This is a genomic window from Neorhizobium petrolearium, assembly GCF_029854435.1.
In the GTDB taxonomy this organism is placed as follows: domain Bacteria; phylum Pseudomonadota; class Alphaproteobacteria; order Rhizobiales; family Rhizobiaceae; genus Neorhizobium; species Neorhizobium petrolearium.
The window spans coordinates 545,107-561,062 of record NZ_CP123000.1; the positions used below are offsets into that span (position 1 = coordinate 545,107).

At 60.4% G+C, this 15,956-nt stretch carries 14 protein-coding genes and 1 pseudogene; 7 read left to right on the plus strand and 8 right to left on the minus strand.

Annotation, left to right across the window (positions count from 1 at the left end; all coding sequences use genetic code 11):
* Positions 1–62 precede the first annotated feature (62 nt).
* From QEO92_RS02760 to QEO92_RS02785, 6 genes are read left to right on the plus strand one after another with little or no spacing between them, the layout of a single operon-like run.
* Positions 63–950 carry a carbohydrate ABC transporter permease gene (locus QEO92_RS02760; protein ID WP_227702081.1) on the plus strand — a complete coding sequence of 296 codons (888 nt, stop codon included), beginning with the start codon at positions 63–65 and terminating at the stop codon, positions 948–950.
* The gene (locus tag QEO92_RS02765; protein WP_227702082.1) at positions 947–1,843 is read left to right on the plus strand and encodes a carbohydrate ABC transporter permease; all 897 of its coding nucleotides are present in this window, start codon (positions 947–949) and stop codon (positions 1,841–1,843) included. The genes QEO92_RS02760 and QEO92_RS02765 overlap by 4 nt, the downstream gene beginning before the upstream one ends.
* Before the next feature lie 4 nt (positions 1,844–1,847).
* Positions 1,848–3,071 carry an AGE family epimerase/isomerase gene (locus QEO92_RS02770; RefSeq protein ID WP_227702083.1) on the plus strand — a complete coding sequence of 408 codons (1,224 nt, stop codon included), beginning with the start codon at positions 1,848–1,850 and terminating at the stop codon, positions 3,069–3,071.
* 4 nt (positions 3,072–3,075) lie between these two features.
* A complete protein-coding gene (locus QEO92_RS02775; RefSeq protein WP_227702084.1) occupies positions 3,076–4,143 on the plus strand; it encodes an ABC transporter ATP-binding protein in 1,068 nt (355 codons plus the stop codon).
* Between the two features lie 20 nt (positions 4,144–4,163).
* Positions 4,164–5,339 (plus strand): mannonate dehydratase, encoded by a 1,176-nt coding sequence (gene uxuA / locus QEO92_RS02780; RefSeq protein ID WP_227702085.1) that lies wholly within the window; start codon positions 4,164–4,166, stop codon positions 5,337–5,339.
* Positions 5,340–5,360: 21 nt separating this feature from the next.
* Positions 5,361–6,362 carry a Gfo/Idh/MocA family protein gene (locus QEO92_RS02785; protein ID WP_227702086.1) on the plus strand — a complete coding sequence of 334 codons (1,002 nt, stop codon included), beginning with the start codon at positions 5,361–5,363 and terminating at the stop codon, positions 6,360–6,362.
* A gap of 7 nt (positions 6,363–6,369) precedes the next feature.
* Here QEO92_RS02785 and QEO92_RS02790 read toward each other — a convergent pair whose 3' ends face one another.
* The 5 genes and pseudogenes from QEO92_RS02790 to QEO92_RS02810 all read right to left on the minus strand — a co-directional run bounded on the left by QEO92_RS02790 (position 6,370) and on the right by QEO92_RS02810 (position 12,446).
* Positions 6,370–6,687, minus strand: a complete 318-nt coding sequence (locus tag QEO92_RS02790; protein WP_037158139.1) for a BrnA antitoxin family protein — start codon at positions 6,685–6,687, stop codon at positions 6,370–6,372.
* Positions 6,678–6,931 (minus strand): annotated as a pseudogene (locus QEO92_RS02795) (BrnT family toxin). The gene QEO92_RS02790 and the pseudogene QEO92_RS02795 overlap by 10 nt, the downstream one beginning before the upstream one ends.
* A gap of 81 nt (positions 6,932–7,012) precedes the next feature.
* Complete coding sequence (gene ribB, locus QEO92_RS02800) at positions 7,013–8,113, minus strand: 3,4-dihydroxy-2-butanone-4-phosphate synthase (protein WP_037158135.1); 1,101 nt, start codon at positions 8,111–8,113, stop codon at positions 7,013–7,015.
* An 11-nt stretch (positions 8,114–8,124) separates the two neighbouring features.
* A complete protein-coding gene (aroC, locus tag QEO92_RS02805) occupies positions 8,125–9,222 on the minus strand; it encodes a chorismate synthase (protein ID WP_037158133.1) in 1,098 nt (365 codons plus the stop codon).
* A 128-nt stretch (positions 9,223–9,350) separates the two neighbouring features.
* Entirely contained in the window at positions 9,351–12,446 is a 3,096-nt protein-coding gene (locus tag QEO92_RS02810) for a bifunctional diguanylate cyclase/phosphodiesterase (protein ID WP_227702087.1), read from the minus strand.
* A gap of 366 nt (positions 12,447–12,812) precedes the next feature.
* On the opposite strand from QEO92_RS02810, the gene QEO92_RS02815 reads away from it, so the two are divergent.
* The gene (locus tag QEO92_RS02815) at positions 12,813–13,073 is read left to right on the plus strand and encodes a DUF1344 domain-containing protein (protein ID WP_037158130.1); all 261 of its coding nucleotides are present in this window, start codon (positions 12,813–12,815) and stop codon (positions 13,071–13,073) included.
* A gap of 140 nt (positions 13,074–13,213) precedes the next feature.
* On the opposite strand, the gene QEO92_RS02820 is transcribed toward QEO92_RS02815, so the two are convergent.
* The 3 genes from QEO92_RS02820 to QEO92_RS02830 form a co-directional block, all read right to left on the minus strand.
* Entirely contained in the window at positions 13,214–13,801 is a 588-nt protein-coding gene (locus tag QEO92_RS02820) for a histidine phosphatase family protein (RefSeq protein WP_037158128.1), read from the minus strand.
* 21 nt (positions 13,802–13,822) lie between these two features.
* Positions 13,823–14,641, minus strand: coding sequence for an enoyl-ACP reductase FabI (gene fabI, locus QEO92_RS02825; protein ID WP_037158126.1), 819 nt, complete (start codon positions 14,639–14,641; stop codon positions 13,823–13,825).
* Positions 14,642–14,793: 152 nt separating this feature from the next.
* Entirely contained in the window at positions 14,794–15,906 is a 1,113-nt protein-coding gene (locus QEO92_RS02830; protein WP_227702088.1) for a DnaJ C-terminal domain-containing protein, read from the minus strand.
* Between the last annotated feature and the right edge of the window lie 50 nt (positions 15,907–15,956).

Sequence of the window (15,956 nt, forward strand, 5' to 3'; positions counted from 1 at the left end):
CCACTCGCCAATTGCATCCGCCCGGGGCATCATCGTCCCGGGCGCTCTTCGGGGATGACCATATGCTGAAGCGCAAAAGATTCATTTTTGCGATCCTCGCGATCCTGCCGACGCTGGCGATCTTCGCCTACGTGCGGCTCTATCCGATCGCCGACACGCTAAGGCTCAGCCTTTTCAAATGGGACATCCTCTCGAAGCGGAAGCCGTTCATCGGCCTCGCGAATTTTCGCGAACTGATGGGCGACCACCTGTTTCTCGACGCGCTTGTCAACACGACGATCATCGCTTTTGGCGTGCTGTTGCTGACGATCCCGATGGCGCTCGTCATCGCCGCGCTGATCTTCCATCGCACGCGATCGCGAATGGCGGGGTTCTATGAGACCGCCGTCTTCATTCCCCATGTCGTCTCACTGGTGCCCGCCGCGATGGCTTGGAAGTGGATCTTCGACGCGCGGCTCGGTCCGCTCAACGCCCTTTTGACCTTTTTCGGCATCCCGGCGCAGAACTGGCTGTTCGACCCGGTTCTTTCAGTCATCTGCATCATCGTGCTTTGCTCCTGGCAGGCGCTGGGCTATGCGGTGCTGATCTATATCGTCGGCTTCAAGAACCTGCCGGTTTCTCTCTACGAAGCGGCAAAGCTCGACGGCGCCTCCGGCCCACAGAGCTTCTGGCATCTTTCGATCCCGATGCTGAAACCGATCACGCTCTATGTCTCGGTCGTGACGCTGGTATCCGGCTTCAACGTCTATGCCCAGGCTTTCGTGCTGGCATCCGACGCGCAAGGCGCGCCTGGAAGACAGGTTCGCGTGCTGGTACTCGACATGCTGGAAAACAGTTTCCGCAACTACCGCGTCGGCTATGCTGCATCGGAAGCCGTGGTGCTTCTGGTCATCGTGCTTGTGCTGACGCTGATCCAGTTCTCGATGCTGCGGGAAAGGGGCAAGGCATGACGACCGATATTGCGACCATTCATGTGGAGCCGACGCCGGACGAGCTTGCCGAAGGCCGCCGCCTGCGCCGCAGGAAGCGTCTCACCAATCTCGCGATCGATGCTTTCCTCATCGTCGTCTCGCTGCTGATGCTGTTGCCGCTCGTCTTCCTGGTGGCGAACGCCTTCAAGACGCCGGCCGAAATGCTTGCCTGGCCGCCGACCATCATCCCTCGCGATCCGACCTTGGAGAATTTCTCGGCCGTGCTCGGCGAGACGCCGCTCTTGCGCTGGATCGGCAACAGCCTCGCCTTCGCCATCCTTTCGACGCTTGCCATCGTCGCGACATCGGCGATTGCAGGCTATATCTTCGGAAAATTCCGCTTCGGAACCTTGAACGTCATTTTCGCACTGTTCCTCGCGACGGCGATCGTACCGTTCGAGGTCTACATGATCCCGCTGTATTTCCAGGCAAAAAGCCTCGGCATCCTGAATTCCGTCTGGGGCCTGCTGCTCGGTTATCTGGTGATGAGCTTCGGCATCTTCCTGATCCGCCAGAACGTCATCCATTCGATCCCGGACGAGCTTTTGGAGGCGGCGCGTATCGACGGCGCCGGCGAATTCTGGATTTTTCTGCACATCGTCCTGCCGCTCCTTCGCGGCGCGCTGAGCGCGCTTGCAGTGCTCGCCTTCTTCCAGGCCTGGACTGCCTTTGCCTGGCCGATGATCGTCGCCACGACCCGAACGAGCTACACGATCGAAGTGGGGCTGGCGCTCTTCCAGACCGGTTTCACGGTTGATCTCGGCCGCTTGAGCGCCGCTTCGGCGACGGTACTTATTCCTTCGATCCTGCTTTTCGTCATCCTGCGCCGCAACTTCGTGCAGGGTGTCGCAAGCACCGGTTTGAAGGAGTGATGCGATGGATTTCTTCGAAGAAGCGCGTACCGTCTATGCTGCGGCCAATGCCGGCACGCTCTATTGGATGTTGCAGCGGCCGATGCTCGGCGGGTTCCTGAATACCAAGCAGAACAGCCTGACGCTGAAGGATTATGGTCCCGAAGACGGCATCCGCGGCCAGGATTATACCTACGGCTGGATTCAGGGGCGCGGGCTTGAAGCCTTGGTCGGCCACGCCGAGTTCTTTGAGCACGAACTGCCACCGCTCGCCGAGAAGCTGGATACGGCTGGCCGGCACCTCTACGACCTGCTCGCCGCCCTGCAGAAGCCGGACGGCCATGCCTATTTCTGCTACGGCCGGGACATGGTGCCGGTCTATGCGGATGCCGCCGGCACCGTCCGGCCCCAGGAAAGGCCGGCGCTGATCTACACCTATTCGGATGCCTTCGTGGCCAAGGGTCTGGTCGCCGCCGCAAGCCGTTACGGCCTGGCCGGCCTGGCCGACCATCTCGCCTATTTCGACGGGGTCATCGCCTCGATCGAGCACGGCCGTTTCCAGATGGACGAGCGCCGGCCGTTGTCGCTCGACAGTCTCGCCATGCAGGCGAATGATTTCGGCCCGCGCATGATCCTGCTCGGCGCCGCCGGCATGCTGAAACGCTTCGGCCATACGGCGCATCTCGCATATGCCGACCGCTTCATTGCCCATGTCATCGACCTCCATCTCGATGCCGGAACCGGGCTGCTCCGCAACGTGCCGGGCGAGGACGCCTGCAATGTCGGCCACGGCATCGAATTCGTGGGCTTCGCGCTCGACTACCTTGACGACAATTGCGATCCGGCGCTGATCGAAACGCTGGAACGCGTTCTTGTCTCTTCGTTCCGCAAGGGCTTTGTCGGGCCGGGCATCGCGCTGACCGTCTCGATTGCGACCGGCAAGCCGCAGAGCCCCTATTGCCCCTGGTGGTCGCTGCCGGAGACGATCCGCGCCGCCGCGCTTTGCCACGAGCGCACCCGCAGCGCCGAGAGTCTGGAGATATGGAAAGCGGCGCATGCAGCTTTCTTCGAACGTTATTGGCGCGGTACGCCGCCGATCGCCTACCAGACCATGACGAAAGACGGACCGGCCGATTTCGTCCCCGCCACGCCCGACCTCGATCCCGGTTATCACACCGGCCTCAGCCTGCTCGCAGCCCTCCGCGCCGCCGACCGGCTCAGCCCCCAGACACACGCAATTTCAGGATAAATTCATGGCTTCCGTTGAAATCCAGAATGTCCGCAAGGCCTATGGCGATTTCGAAACCATCAAGGGCGTCTCCGTCGACGTGCCGGATGGTGCCTTCGTCGTGCTCGTCGGCCCTTCCGGCTGCGGCAAATCCACGCTTCTGCGCATGATCGCAGGCCTGGAGGAAATCACCGGCGGCACGATCCGCATCGGCGGCCGCGTCATCAACGATGTCGAGCCGAAGAACCGTGATATTGCCATGGTCTTCCAGAACTATGCGCTCTATCCGCATATGACGATCGCCGAAAACATGGGCTTCTCGCTGCGGCTGGCGAAGAAACCGAAGGAGGAGATCGCCTCCCGCGTGACGGATGCCGCGCGCATCCTCGGCCTCACCGATTACCTGCAGCGTTATCCGAAACAGCTTTCCGGCGGTCAGCGGCAGCGCGTCGCCATGGGCCGCGCGATCGTGCGCAACCCGAAAGTCTTCCTATTCGACGAGCCGCTGTCGAACCTGGATGCCAAGCTGCGCGTGCAGATGCGCGCCGAACTCAAGGACATCCATGCCCGCATCAGGACGACCACCGTCTACGTCACCCACGATCAGATCGAGGCCATGACCATGGCAGACCGGATCGTGGTGATGAGGGATGGCGTCGTGGAACAGGTGGGCGCGCCGCTCGACCTTTACGACAAGCCGGTCAATACCTTCGTCGCGAGCTTCATCGGCTCGCCGTCGATGAACTTCCTCTCGACCAAGGTCGCCGAGGATCGTAAATCGGTCGTGACCGAAAACGGTGTTCGCCTGCCGCTCGGCTCCGAAGCCTCCGCTGCCTCCGGTGTTGCGGTCACCTACGGTATCCGTCCGGAGCACCTGACGATTGCCCCGGCAGGGGAAGGCATTCCGATGACCGTGACAAATATCGAGCCGACCGGCTCGGAAACCTTCGTGCAGGGCACGGTCGACGGGCAGAAAATTTCCGCGCAACTGCGCGAGCGGCTTTTCATCAGGACCGGCGAAGTGCTCAATCTGGCGCTTGCGCCCACCAACAGTCATGTCTTCGATGCCGCCACCGGCATGCGGCTCGGCTGACAAGCATAAGGTAAAATACGATGGAACAGACCTGGCGCTGGTTCGGACCGGACGATACGGTAGCCCTTTCGCATGTGAAGCAGGCGGGCGCGACGGGCATCGTCACCGCGCTGCATCACCTGAACGATGGCCGCATCTGGCCGGACGACGAGATTTTGAAGCGCAAGGCGATCATCGAAGAAGCCGGCCTTACCTGGTCGGTGGTGGAAAGCATCATCGTCCATGAAGATATCAAGACCCGCACCGGCCGTTATCGCGAACTGATCGACAACTACAAGGCGTCCATCCGCGCCGTCGCCAGGGCCGGCATCAGGACGGTCTGCTACAATTTCATGGCGATCACCGACTGGACGCGTACCGACCTCGACTATCGCATGCCGCATGGCGGCACGGCGCTACGCTTCGATATTGTCGAGTTCTGCGCCTATGACGTCTTCATCCTGAAACGCCCCGGCGCCGAACGGGACCATCCCGCCGACCGGATCGAAAAGGCGGCGGCGTGGCTGAAAACGGCGAGCGGGAGTGATCTTGCAAGGCTGGAGCGCAACCTCATCGAATGGGTGCCTGCGCGCGAATTCGTCTACGACCGGCAGAGCCTCAACCGCATGCTGGATATCTACAGGGAACTGTCGGAGGATGGTTTCCGCGAAAACCTCTTCGCATTCCTCAAGGAGATTATTCCGGTGGCCGAAGAGGCGGGCGTGAAGATGGCGATCCATCCGGATGATCCGCCTTTCCCGCTTTTCGGCCTGCCGCGCGTCGTCTGCAAGGCATCCGATGCCCGCGCGCTGCTTGCCGCCGTGAAGTCTCCTTCGAACGGCATAACGCTCTGCACCGGTTCCTACGGCGCCAACCCGGAAAACGATCTGGTCGCCATGGCGAAGGAATTCGGCCCGGATATCCACTTTGCGCACCTGCGCAACGTCACCAGGGAAGGTGACGGCTCCTTCCACGAGGCCGAGCATCTGGAAGGGGATACGGATATGGTTCGTGTAGTGATGGTACTGATGGCGGAGGAGAAGCGCCGCAAGGCGGACGGGCGGGCGGATTGGCAGATACCCATGCGGCCGGACCATGGTCATGCGATCGTCGACGACATAGGCAGGAAGGTCAATCCCGGCTACTCCTGCATCGGCCGGCTGAAGGGGCTTGCGGAGCTACGCGGCATCATGCGGACGATTGAAGTTCTCGGCTGAAACCATTCCGGGGAGGGGATGATGGCAAGGTTGAAGGTGGCGATGATCGGGCTCGGCATGGCTTCGGGACATCATGCCCGCGCGCTGCTCGACCTTTCCGACAGGATCGAATGCGTAGCGGCCTACAGCCGGAGCAATGCCCGGCGCGAAGCATTCGCCACGCAATATCCGATCCAGACGAGCGGCGACCTCGACGCGATCTTTGCCGACAGGACGATCGAGGCGGTGCTGATCCTGACGCCTCCGAACACCCATCTGGAGCTCGTCCGGCGGGCCGCGGAAGCCGGCAAGCACATTCTGCTCGAAAAGCCGCTCGATATCTCCTTTGCGCGCTCCGAAGCGATCGTCCGGACGGCGAGAGAAGCAAGCGTCTTGCTTGGCATGGTCCTCCAGAATCGCTTCCGATCGGCGGCCCTGAAGCTCGATGAGATCGTCAAGTCGGGGCGGCTGGGACAGTTGGTCGAAGCTTCGGCGGCGATCCGCAACTGGCGCCCCCAGAGCTATTACGATGTCGAAGGGCGAGGCACCCGCGCCCGCGACGGCGGCGGTGTATTGCTGACACAGGGCATCCACACGATCGACCTGCTTCTCAGTTTTGCCGGGACTCCCAAAGATGTCTCTTCCTTCGTCCGCGCCACGCCCATCCATACGATGGAGACGGAAGATCTGGTGACGGCCGCCTTCTCCTTCGAGAACGGCGCGATCGGCACGCTGAATGCCACGACCTGCGCCTATCCCGGCTTGGCCGAGCGCATCGAGTTGATCGGCACAAAGGGTGCGGCGGTCTTCACCGGCGACAAGCTAGAAGCCGCCTTCGTGGACGGCACGAGCGTCAGTGAAGGCGGCGAGAAGATTGGCAGCGGGGCAGGCGCCGATCCCATGGCTTTCGGCCACGAGATGCACCGGGCGCTGATGGGAAACTTCATCGATGCTGTTCAAAACGGCGCAGCTCTCCGCGTCACGGGCGACGATGCACTGAAGGCCCACAGTTTCATCGAAGCGATCCTCGCGGCGAGCCGTTAGGGCGATGTCAGAGGCCTGCGGCCTTGCGCAGTTCCTCGGCCATCTTGGTACGCCAGTCCTTGCCCGAGGCCCTGAATTTTGCGAGCACGTCCGGATCGAGCCTGAGCGTCACGGCAACCTTCGGCGCATCGACCCTGGGTCGTCCGCGGGCGCGACGCATCTCCTCGATCGCCTCGAAGAACTCGGACGGCATGACTTCGCGCGCCGGACGCATGCGTGCGAGTTCTTCATCGGTGAGCGGCGGGCTGTCAACCGCGTCCCAATCTTCTTTGGTGTAGCCGCGACCGGGCTGGAATTCCTTGAGAGTCTGACGCTTCACTGCCATGTCAGGAGCCTCTTTTCTTTTGGGTTAGCGGGCCGGAAGCTGATGATTGAAATGGCTTCAGTACCCAGCCTCGCAAAAATGACAACCGCCGTGCCGTCCTCGAAATAGCCGATTGCCTTGGTGCGGCCGGAATGACTTCGCTCCATAACGGCGTTTCCCAGTGGAAATAAGCAATGTCCTCAAAATCAAGACCATGCTTCTCGACATTCGCTATCCGCTTCGGCTCGTCCCAGACGATCTTCATATTATTCGTACACGAAAAATTGCCGCCCCTCAACAGAGTAGCAATCTAGCGCGCATAAAACCGAATGCAACTAAAAGGCGATCAGCAGATCACGGTCTCGGAAATCTTGATGCCGAAACCCTCGAGGCCGACATAGTGGCGCTCGCTGCGGGTCAGGAGCTTGATCGACGTGACGCCGAGATCCTTCAAAATCTGTGCACCAAGGCCGATTTCCAGCCATTCGCTTTCGCGCGCCTGTGCCTCGGCATGACCTTCCTGGTCGTGGCGCAGCTTGCGGCCATGATCCTTCTGGCCGACGCCGACGGAGCCTTCGCGCAGGTAGATGACGACGCCACGCCCCTCTTCTTCAATCTTCGCCATGTAGCGGTCGAGCGGCCTCTGGGCACCGAAAACGTCGCGGGTGACGTTTTCGAGATGGAGCCGGACGGGAATGTCGACGCCGTCGCGAATGTCGCCGAAGATCACCGCCACATGCTGCATCGGATCCCAGGGAAGAGAATAGGCATGTGCCTTGGCGTTGCCGTGCATGGTCTCGATGTCGAAACTGGACTGCAGTTCGATGAGCGTTTCCTTGCGCTGGCGGTATGCGATGAGATCGGCAACCGAAACCTGCTTAAGCTCGTGCTTGGCGGCGAAGTCCGCAACCTGCTGACCGCGGGTCACGGTGCCGTCGTCGTTGACGAGTTCGCAGATCACGCCGACTGGCGGCAGGCCTGCGAGCTTGCAGAGGTCGACAGCCGCTTCCGTATGGCCGGAACGCATCAGAACGCCGCCTTCGCGGGCGATCAGCGGGAAGATGTGGCCGGGCCGTACAAAATCACCGGGGCCGACATTGGGATTGGCCAGATTGCGGACGGTGAGGGTCCTGTCCTCCGCTGAAATCCCGGTCGTCGTGCCGTGCTTGAAATCGACGGTGACGGTGAAGGCGGTCGTATGCGCGCTGTCGTTTTCGGCCACCATGGCGTTGAGATTGAGGCGCTTGGCCTCCTCGCGCGGCATGGGTGCGCAGACGATGCCGGATGTATGACGCACGATGAAGGCCATCTTGTCCGGCGTACAGTGAACGGCCGCCACGATCAGGTCGCCCTCGTTTTCTCGGTCGTCATCGTCGGTAACCACGACGATTTCGCCGGCTTCGAAGGCTCGGATGGCGTCGACGACGCGTTTCTGGTCATAGGCCATGGATGTCGTTCCTAAAGAGTGCGCCCGGTTTGTGCCCGATGGCGGAGATAGTGGTCGGCAACGGCGCACGCAACCATGGCCTCGCCGATCGGCACCGCGCGAATACCGACGCAGGGATCGTGACGACCCTTGGTGCGTATTTCGACATTGTTGCCGTCCGCATCGATCGAATGCCGTTCGGTGAGAATGGAGGAGGTCGGTTTGATCGCGAAACGGGCGATCACCGCCTCGCCGGTCGAGATGCCACCGAGAATACCTCCGGCGTGATTGGAGAGAAAGATCGGCTTGCCGTCATTGCCCATGCGCATCTCGTCGGCATTCTCCTCGCCGGAAAGTTCCGCTGCAGCAAAACCCTCGCCGATCTCCACACCCTTGACCGCGTTGATGGACATCAGAAGACCGGCGATATCCTGATCGAGCTTGCCGTAGATCGGAGCACCGAGACCGGCGGGCACACCTTCGGCGATCACTTCCACCACCGCGCCGATCGACGAACCTGCCTTGCGGATCGAATCCAGATATTCCTCCCAGACCGGCACGATCTGGGCATCGGGGGAAAAGAACGGATTCTGGCCGACCTGCTCCCAATCCCAGTTGGCGCGGTTGATCCGGTGCTTGCCGATCTGGATCAGCGCGGCGCGGACATTGAGCCCCGGAACAACCTTGCGGGCGAGCGCTCCTGCCGCCACGCGGGCAGCCGTCTCGCGGGCGGACGAGCGTCCGCCGCCGCGATAGTCGCGGATGCCGTATTTCACGTCATAGGTATAGTCCGCGTGTCCCGGGCGGTAGCGGCGGGCGATCTCGCCATAATCCTTGGAGCGCTGGTCGGTATTTTCGATCAGCATGGAAATCGGCGTGCCGGTTGAGATCATCGTCTCACCGTCCTCATCCATCATTACGCCGGATAGCACTTTGACGATATCGTCCTCGCGCCGCTGGGTCACGAAGCGCGACTGGCCGGGCTTTCGCTTGTCCATCCATGCCTGGATTTCGGCTTGGGTGAAGCGAATGCCGGGCGGGCAGCCGTCAACGACGCAGCCGAGCGCCGGACCATGGCTCTCACCCCAGGTGGTGACGCGGAAAAGGTGACCGAACGTGTTATGCGACATGACGTTATAACCGGCTATGGCGGAGTTGGCCTCCCGCCGACTGCTGACGCGGCTGTCATATGGAAAAGGCGGCCATGCGACAAGCTTTTCTTGCGTGAACGGCTGCCGCCGACGGGTGAACGATGTGTCTATGCGGCGGCTTTCCGCCAGCCGGCGAGTGCGGCTTGCGTGAAGTCGCTGAAGGAAAGCGGCCGGGAGAACGCGTAGCCCTGCAGCAGGTCGCAACCGAGTTCGCGCAACAGGCTCGCATGTTGCATCGTTTCCACGCCTTCCGCCACGGTCTCGACCCCGAGCGACCGGGCGATGTCGATGATGGAACGGACGAGCGCGCGTTCCTGCGGCGAGCTCAGGATCGGCATGACAAGCTGGCGGTCGATCTTGAGACGCTTCGGCTTCAGCTTCAGAAGGCTGACGATCGACGTGTGGCCCGTGCCGAAATCGTCGATCTCGATATCGATGCCAAGTTCCTTGATGCGTTCGAGATTGCGGGTCGCCGAGTCTTCGCTTTCGTCGAGAAAGATCGATTCAACCAGTTCGAAGGAAATTTCGCCAGGCTCGATCTGCAGGGCCTTCAGCGTGTCGATCAGCGTCTCGTCATGCAGCCTTTTGGAGGAAACATTGACGGAAACCTTGGGGATCCTGATGCCGAGCGCAATCCAGCGCAGTTTGTCCTTCAAGACGGTCTCGAGCACGATCTGGTCAAGCGTCGCCGAGACGTTGAGGTCCTCGGCGATTTTCAGGAACCGATCGGGGGTGAGGATTCCGTGATGCGGGTGATTCCAGCGGATGAGAGCCTCCACCCCGGTGAACTCGTTGGTCCGGGCGCAGAATTGCGGCTGGTACCAGGCTGCGAACTCGTAGTTGTCGATGCCTGCAAGCACTTCGTCGGCGGTCCGCTTCTGATTGACGATCTCGGCCTGCAGGTTCTGCGTGAAGAATTCATAGCGGTTGCGGCCCATGCCTTTCGCCCGATAAAGCGCGATGTCGGCGTTGACCAGGGTGCGGCGCGCGTCGACATTCAGGCCGCTCGCCTGGGCAATCCCGATCGAGACGCCGCACCGACAGGAAAAGCCCTCGAAATCGATCGGCTGGTGGAATTCCGCGATGATGCGCTGGGCAAGCTGTGCCATCTGTTCGGCGCTGGAATTGCCGGAGGCAAGGATAACGAATTCGTCGCCGCCGATGCGTGCAACCACATCCGAGCCGCGGACGTTGCGCGACAGGATGTGTGACGCATGCACCAGCATGGCGTCGCCAGCCGCGTGGCCGAGCGTATCGTTGATCTGCTTGAAGCGGTCGAGATCGAGATGCAGGATGGAGAATTTCTGCCGCTCGTTCTGGCTGGAACGTGACAGACGATCGAGTTCCATGTCGAGCTTGCGGCGATTGGCAAGCAGTGTCAGCGGGTCGTGCAGCGAATTGTGCTCGATACGGCTCTTGGCGAGTTCCAGCTCGGCGTTCTTGGCGTCGGCTTCATCTTTGGCGGCCTTGAGCTGCTGGGTGAGGATCGCGTCCTGGGTGACGTCGAAGGCGATACCGACCACCTTTTTCGTTCCGTCACGAGTCACATGCAGCTTGCCGATCGAGCGGATATAGCGGATGGAGCCGTCCGGCTGCGGAACACGGGCGACAAGCGGATCGGGGCGGAAGCTGCCCGCAAAATGATAGGAGGTCCGCTTGGCCCTTTCCCGATCTTCGGGGTGGAGGAGGTTGATCCACTGATCCGCATGGATGCCGCCGTTCGCAAATGGAATCCCATGCAATTGGCACATCCGCTCATCCCAGATTTCGACATGCGTGACAGGGTTGGATTCCCATATGCCGCAATTGGAGGAGGCAAGTGCGAGATCGAGCTTGGTCGAGAGCTCTTCCAGTTCCTGCTCGCGGTTCGATAGTTCATCGAGGGCGAGTTCCAGCTCGGCGTTCTTGATGTCGGTGTTTTCCTTGGCGTTCCGCAGCGTCTGCGTCATCACCATGTCGGCAGTCACGTCCCAGACGATGCCTGTGGTGCGGTGGGTGCCATTGGCGTGGCGGTAGTTCGCTCCGGCCGATCGCAGATATCGCAAGGCGCCATTCGGTAATTGCACGCGATAGACCTCGCTGCGCGGCGTGTTGCTGCAGGTGCAGTTGAAGAAGTGCGTTTCCGCCGCCGCCCGGTCTTCCGGAAAGATTGAGTTCAGCCAATCATTGAGGCGATTGCCTCCGCTGGCGGCATCCTTCCCGTGCAGCTTGGCGGCGCGTTCATCCCAGAAGAGATCGTGATTGTCGCCAGCCACCTCCCAGATGCCGATATTCGAAGCCTCCATGGCAAGGGTGAAGCGTTGCGAAAGTTCAAGGAGGTTAAGCTCGCGCGCTTTCAGCGCCGCAATATTGCGGTTGCGTTCTGAGATAAGCGAAGTCGCGACGAAGATCGGTATGATGATCGCAAGTGCGGCAAGCGCAATCCACAGCCGGACATGCAGTTGGTTCGGCGGTGCGATATCCCAGCCGGAATAAGGGACTGCGAGCAGGGTCCAATTGGCGCCCTTCAACGGAACGGTCCATTCCATCGGGGATTGTTCATCGATGGAATCGTCCCCGTAGAAAGCGAAATATCCGGGTTTGTCGGCGTCGCGCAGAACCACGTTCAACCATCCGAGATCGATGAGGTTCGGGCTTAGGGCCGAATCCGGAGAGAAAGTGACGCCGGAGGCTTCCATGAGCCCTTTCTTGTCAATGAGGACCGCGATCGCGCCCCAAAGATCCGCACTTTCATCTTCCGTGGCCACCGGCACGACCAACGTGAGATGGTTTTCCTGCGTGCCGCTCAGCAGAGAGACCCGGTCGCGGCCTGCGACCGATTTCAGATCGTTTGCAAGACGTGGAAGATCGATGTCGCCGATCGTCTCCGACGCGCCATCGATGATGCCCTCGCGGGTGACGACTTGGCCGAGACGGAATTCCGGCGCAATCGCGACCGCGGAAAAATGCCTCCAGTTTCGGAACGCCTTGTCGGCATAATTCTTGAAAGCGAGCGGCGAGCCTTTTGCATCGTCCCTCAATGCGTAGACAAGATGGTCGGCCGTCATGGCGTCGGTCTCGATGCGGGATGCGAGTCGCTGCGCCAGGAGGCCTGCCACCTTTTCCGTCGTCGCCCGCAATTCGCTGCGATGGTCTTCAGTGTGGCGCCGGTCGATGATAACGCCGATCACAATCACCAGCAGCGCGATGACGAATGCGATCATTGTAGGGGCCTTGGTGCTCCGAAAAGGGCGCAGGGATCTGGAAACGGACGGAAGCCGGAATTTCAATCGCGCAGACCTCTTCGTTAACCTCTGTGATATGGAGAAAAAGCCTATTGGAAGGGAGTTAATTTCCGATTGCACAGCAACCTGGAAACCTCGTGGCCCTTTGCCGCCGGAAATACTTCACCCGATCTGACGGAAATTGTGCAGTCCAGCCGCAAGGTGCCGCCAGAATCTTGAAAAGCGTTAACTATCAGGTCATTACTTGTACCGAAAATGTCATGGTGGCGGGCGATTTTCGCCACAATCCGGGGGCTATCTGTGCATCGAAACAAAACAACCTCGACTTCGCCAAAGGCACCGACGATGCGTATCCTGATTGCTGCACTGCTTACCACGGCCAGCATCTTTTCACCCTTGAACAGCTGGGCGCAAAGCGCGGATGTCGAGGCGACGATCAAGTCGGTGGATACGAAGGCGTACAGCCTGACGTTGGATGACGGAAAGACCTACAAGGTGCCCGAGGAATTCAACTTCGAAGGGTTGGAGGCGGGCGTGAAGGTGTTGGTTTTCTACACCGTTGTGGATGGCAATCGGATCGTCGACGATCTGGAAGTCGTCCAGTAAGCCGAAAACATCAGAAAAGAGTAATTTGAAATATATTTCGGAGATTGCGGCATCTGCCTGCAATCGGCGTCAATTTTAGAAATGCACAACGTGTAGTTTTGTAGGAGCAACCTTTCTGCATCCATCCGGGCGCAGATGCGCTAAAACCACTCCATACGGCTATGGTCCGTATCGATCCTGAGGATCCGGTCCTGCGGAGTGGGGGCGGTGGCTGCGTCATCCTCGGCAAGGTTGCCGACCAGTCGGAAGAGCGACCGGATGACGCCACCGTGACTGATGCAAACGGTCGGGCCATCGACGGATTGCAGCCATGCGCCGATCCGCCAGCAGAGGATTTCATAGCTTTCGGCGGTCGTTCCCGGCGGGATGAAGCTCCACTTCTCTCGCGTCCGCGCACGCTTGCGATCCGGAGACATACGGCTGATTTCCTTGAGCGTATGCCCTTCCCAATCGCCAAAGGAAAGTTCCCTCAGCCGCTCGTCGATTTGATACGCCTCGGGATCGAGGCCCATGGCGGCGCGAAGGAGTTCCATGGTTTCGCGGGTACGCGACAGGGGGCTTGCGACGAAGGCAAAACCCTCCGCTGCACCGATCATTTCACGCAACCGCTCGCCGTTGCGCACCGCCTGCGACCGGCCGAGCGCATTGAGCGGGATGTCTTTCTGGCCTTGAAGCCGCCCTTCGGCATTCCAGTCCGTCTGCCCGTGGCGGATCATGTAGATGAGCACGGCAAACGTCCTGAAAGCCGGTCAGTCCTTGATGACCGAGATGTCGGGCGCGTCGACGGCCTTCATGCCGACGACATGGTAGCCGCTGTCGGCATGGTGTGTTTCGCCGGTGACCGAGCGGGAGAGGTCGGAAAGCATGTAGAGCCCGACATCGCCCACTTCCTCGATGGTGACGGTGCGGCGCAGCGGCGCATTATATTCGTTCCACTTGAGGATGTAGCGGAAGTCGCCGATGCCGGAAGCGGCCAGCGTCTTGATCGGGCCGGCGGAAATGGCGTTGACGCGGATATTCTTGGGCCCGAGGTCGACCGCCAGATATTTGACGCTCGCTTCCAGCGCGGCTTTGGCGACACCCATGACATTGTAGTTCGGCATGACCTTTTCCGCGCCGTAATAGGTGAGCGTCAGCATCGAGCCGCCATCGGTCATCAGCTTTTCCGCCCGCCTTGCGACGGAGGTGAAGGAATAGACCGAGATCTGCATCGTCTTGGCGAAATTTTCCGCCGATGTGTCGACATAACGGCCGGTCAGTTCGTCCTTGTCGGAAAAGCCGATCGCATGCACGAGGAAGTCGATCTTTCCCCAGTGCTTTTCGAGGTTTTCGAAGACCGCGTCGACGGTCGATTCGTCGCTGACATCGCAATGGCCAGCCATATAAGCGCCAAGTTCGGCGGCCAATGGTTCGACACGCTTCTTCAGTGCATCACCCTGGTAGGTGAATGCGACTTCGCCGCCATGCTGATGAATGGCCTTGGCAATGCCCCATGCGATGGAACGGTTGTTCGCAACACCCATGATGATGCCGCGTTTGCCTGCCATGAGGCCGGAAGCCTGAACCATGCCTAGTCCCCTGAAACTTTAGACGAATGCTGCCTATGACATAGGCAGCCCCAGCGTTCAAGCTGGCTTCATTCATCTCGTGTTAAAGGACGTAATCAAGGGTGCATAGCGGTGTAAACCGACGCGGAACTGTCATATTCGGGCGTAATCCGCTACACGTAGAGCCCGTGACGCATGTGCCGCATCAGGTCGGTGACCTTTTCGTTCGGCTTTTCCCACAGGATAATGCGCAGTTCGACGACGAGATCGCCGCGATCTCCGGCCTCATTATAGAGACCGAAACCGATCAGCCTGATCGTCTGGTCGGAACCGGACCAGGCCGGAATGGTGATGCTGTGGTTGCCTTCGGGCGTCTCGACGGTTGCTTCTGCACCCAGCACGGCGTCCTCCAGAGAGATAGGCAGGACCGTACGGAGATCGAAACCTTCGATGCGGAACGCGGTGTCATGGGCAACCTTGAGCGTGACGAGAAGATCGCCCGGTTTCATGCCGGCAAGTTTGATGCCTTGACCCTTGAGGCGTACCACTTGACCTTCGGTCATGCCCTTTTCCAGGGCGAATCGGACCTCGCGCTCGTCACTCAACTTGACCGTAACCCAGCTCTGCTTCAGCAGATCTTCGACGGTCACTATCGCGTCCACGGAGAAATCCGGTGCCTTTTCAGGAGCTGGAGAGGTGCCGCGGATGCGGCGTACGAGCGAGGCGATGAGGTCTACCGCCATGACCGGCAGGGGAGGTTTTTCGCCGTTCGGGTCGACTTTTGCCGTTTCGGCAGTATCGCCGGCAGCCTGTGCCGATCCTTTCGCCTGACCCTGGGCCCTCGCCTGATCGGCTGCGGCTGCACCGAAGATGCGTTCGATCACCTCCTCCGGTGTCTCTCCCGCCGAACCTGACTGATTCTGAGGCTGATCTTGAGATGATTGAGCTTGGGATTGGGCCCGCCGCGCGTTGGCGCGCGCCAGCTCCTCCATGATCTTTTCCGCATTGGCTTTGGTGGCTTTGGCGCGTTCGGCTGCTTCTTGCGCAGCCTGACGCTGCTGCAGGATCGTCTGCTGCATTTCAGCAGCACGATCGTAGCGCTTGCGCCGCTCGGGGTCCTTCAGGACCTCGTAGGCCTGGCCGATTTCGGCAAAACGGCTCGCCGCCGACGGATCATCCTGATTGTGATCGGGATGAAGCGTCTTTGCCTTGCTGCGCCAGGCCGATTTGATTTCAGTGGCGTCGGCATTGTGCTTCACGCCCAGAACGGAATAGGGATCACGCATTGTGGGACCACCGGTTACCTGAAGCGGCGGGCCCCCGCTTGATTCTTGGA

What these genes read in the sequence shown, in the direction of transcription:
- QEO92_RS02760 (WP_227702081.1), top strand. Translation starts at nt 63, where the DNA reads ATGCTGAAGCGCAAAAGATTCATTTTTGCGATCCTCGCGATCCTGCCG.
- QEO92_RS02765 (WP_227702082.1), top strand. Translation starts at nt 947, where the DNA reads ATGACGACCGATATTGCGACCATTCATGTGGAGCCGACGCCGGACGAG.
- QEO92_RS02770 (WP_227702083.1), top strand. Translation starts at nt 1,848, where the DNA reads ATGGATTTCTTCGAAGAAGCGCGTACCGTCTATGCTGCGGCCAATGCC.
- QEO92_RS02775 (WP_227702084.1), top strand. Translation starts at nt 3,076, where the DNA reads ATGGCTTCCGTTGAAATCCAGAATGTCCGCAAGGCCTATGGCGATTTC.
- uxuA (WP_227702085.1), top strand. Translation starts at nt 4,164, where the DNA reads ATGGAACAGACCTGGCGCTGGTTCGGACCGGACGATACGGTAGCCCTT.
- QEO92_RS02785 (WP_227702086.1), top strand. Translation starts at nt 5,361, where the DNA reads ATGGCAAGGTTGAAGGTGGCGATGATCGGGCTCGGCATGGCTTCGGGA.
- QEO92_RS02790 (WP_037158139.1), bottom strand. Translation starts at nt 6,687, where the DNA reads ATGGCAGTGAAGCGTCAGACTCTCAAGGAATTCCAGCCCGGTCGCGGC.
- ribB (WP_037158135.1), bottom strand. Translation starts at nt 8,113, where the DNA reads ATGGCCTATGACCAGAAACGCGTCGTCGACGCCATCCGAGCCTTCGAA.
- aroC (WP_037158133.1), bottom strand. Translation starts at nt 9,222, where the DNA reads ATGTCGCATAACACGTTCGGTCACCTTTTCCGCGTCACCACCTGGGGT.
- QEO92_RS02810 (WP_227702087.1), bottom strand. Translation starts at nt 12,446, where the DNA reads ATGATCGCATTCGTCATCGCGCTGCTGGTGATTGTGATCGGCGTTATC.
- QEO92_RS02815 (WP_037158130.1), top strand. Translation starts at nt 12,813, where the DNA reads ATGCGTATCCTGATTGCTGCACTGCTTACCACGGCCAGCATCTTTTCA.
- fabI (WP_037158126.1), bottom strand. Translation starts at nt 14,641, where the DNA reads ATGGTTCAGGCTTCCGGCCTCATGGCAGGCAAACGCGGCATCATCATG.
- QEO92_RS02830 (WP_227702088.1), bottom strand. Translation starts at nt 15,906, where the DNA reads ATGCGTGATCCCTATTCCGTTCTGGGCGTGAAGCACAATGCCGACGCC.